At 68.3% G+C, this 2,646-nt stretch carries 1 pseudogene; it reads right to left on the minus strand.

Annotation, left to right across the window (positions count from 1 at the left end):
- Nucleotides 1-2,646 (minus strand): annotated as a pseudogene (gene purL, locus IT472_RS03020) (phosphoribosylformylglycinamidine synthase); the annotation flags it as partial.

Below are 2,646 nucleotides of genomic sequence, written 5' to 3' on the forward strand. Positions count from 1 at the left end.
CGCTGGCGATGTAGGGCGCGGCGATGTCCTCCGCCGGATCGAAGCACAACCGCGGCTGCAAGCCCGGCGCATCGAAGCGCCGCGCCGCGGCGCGCTCGCTGTCGGCGCAGTCCGGGTTGTCGCGCAGTTTCTGCATCGCATGGGTGGTCGCCCACCACGCGTCAAACAACTCCTCCCAGCGCCACTGCACCAACTGCTCATCGCCATCGCTGATCCGGATCACCGGCGCGCTGGTCGGCACCGCGATGCGCTGCGCGCATTCGACCAGGCCGTGTTGCGCGACCAGGTCGGCAAACGCGGCGCGCTCGGCGACCGGCACCTGCACCACCGCGCCGAGTTCTTCGTTGAACAGCACCCGCAACGGATCGCCGGTGCGGCTGTCGCCCCAGCCATCGAGCTGGATGTCGAGGCCAAGGTGCGAGGCAAACGCCATTTCACACAGCGCTGCAAACACGCCGCCATCGGAACGGTCGTGGTAGGCCAACAGCACGCCTTCGGCACGGGCATCGCGAATCAGGTCGAACAGGGCGCGCAGGCGCTGCGGCTCGTCGAGATCCGGCACCTCACCGCCAAACGCCGGCAAGACACCATCGCCGTTCGCCTGCGGGAAGCACTGCGCGAGGATCGAACCGCCCATGCGCTGGCGGCCTGCGCCCAGCCCGATCAGCCACAATTCGGAATCGACATCGCGCCGCAGCAGCGGCGTGCGCTGGCCTGACACATCGGCCACCGGCGCGAACGCGGTCACGATCAGCGAGACGGGGGAGATGGAGCGGTGGATTGGGGATTCGGGATTCGGGATTCGGAAGGGCGGCGCTCGTCGGAGTGCGGTGATTCGCTCCCTCCAATCCCCTCTCCCATCTCCCGAATCCCGGGCGCAACCCACTGCGCCTGCATCGACAGCGAGTCCTTGCCGACCGGGATTCCCAGTTCGAGCGCGGGGCACAATTCCATGCCCACCGCCTTGACCGCATCGAACAGCCGCGCGTCCTCACCGGCGTGGCCCGCGGCCGCCATCCAGTTGGCCGACAGCTTGATCCGATCGAGCGCGTCCAGCGGCGCCGCCATCAGGTTGGTGATCGCCTCGCCCACCGCCATCCGCGCCGAGGCAGCGGCATCCAGCAGCGCCAGCGGGGTGCGCTCGCCCACGGCCATCGCCTCGCCCGCGTTGCCGTCGAAGCCGGCATAGGTGATCGCGCAATCGGCCACCGGCACCTGCCACGGCCCGACCATCTGGTCGCGTGCGGTCAGCCCGCCGACGAAGCGATCGCCGATGGTGATCAGGAACGACTTTGCCGCAACGGACGGATGCGCCAGCACGCGCAGCCCGGCCTCGCGCAGGTCCAGCGCATCGGTCTCGACCTGCGGCCAGCGCGGCGGCGGCGGATGCACCGCATCGCGATGCATCCTCGGCGGCTTGCCGAACAGCACATCCATCGGCAGGTCGATTGCCAAAGCCCCTCTCCCCTCGGGAGAGGGGTTGGGGTGAGGGTCGGTATGCATGACAGCCGCCTGGTCAGATGCCGTACCCTCATCCGCACTGCGGGCACCTTCTCCCGGAGGGAGAAGGGAAGTGCCAGCGCCATACCCCACCACCAACCGTTCCTCCGCCGTCGCCATGCCCACCACCGCGAACGGGCAGCGCTCCCGTGCGCACAGCGCCTCGAATTCCGGCAACCGCGCCTGCGCCACGCCGAGCACATAGCGCTCCTGCGATTCGTTGCACCACAATTGCATCGGTGACAGTGACGGATCGTCCTTGGGCACCTTGCCCAGATCGATCACGCCGCCCACGCTCGAGTCGTGCAGCAGCTCGGGGATCGCATTCGACAGGCCGCCGGCACCGACATCGTGGATGCACAGGATCGGGTTGTCCCCACCCAGCGCCACGCAGACGTCGATGACTTCCTGCGCGCGTCGTTCCATTTCCGGGTTGTCGCGCTGCACCGAGGCGAAGTCCAGATCCTCGGCGGAATCACCAGAGGCCACCGACGATGCCGCGCCACCACCCAGGCCGATCAGCATCGCCGGCCCGCCAAGCACGATCACCGCGTCACCGGGCGAGAGTCTGAGCTTCTCCACCTGGACGCGATCCATCGCGCCCAGGCCACCGGCCAGCATGATCGGCTTGTCGTAGGCGCGGGTCAGGCCCTCGGCCTCGGGCAGTTCGAAGCTGCGGAAATAGCCGGTCAAATTGGGCCGGCCGAACTCGTTGTTGAACGCCGCGGCGCCCAGCGGGCCGTCGCGCATGATCTCGAATGCCGACGCCATGCGCGGATTGAGCGCACGCTCGCCTTCCCACGGCTGCGGCAAGGTCGGGATGCGCAGGTGCGAGACCGAGAATCCGCACAGCCCCGCTTTCGGGCGACCGCCGCGCCCGGTGGCACCCTCGTCGCGGATTTCACCACCCGCACCTGTCGACGCGCCGGGGAACGGCGCGATCGCGGTCGGGTGGTTATGGGTTTCGACCTTGATGCAAAAAGCGGAATCGACCACGGCCTCGCGGCGATAGCGATGGCTGACCGGATCCGGACGCCAGCGCGCAGCCGGATAGCCTTCCACCACCGCGGCGTTGTCGCTGTAAGCCGACAACACGTGCTGCGGGGTGCGCGCCTGGGTGTTCTTGATCATCTTGAACAGCGACAG

The organism is Thermomonas sp. (assembly GCF_020850895.1).
In the GTDB taxonomy this organism is placed as follows: Bacteria; Pseudomonadota; Gammaproteobacteria; order Xanthomonadales; family Xanthomonadaceae; genus Thermomonas.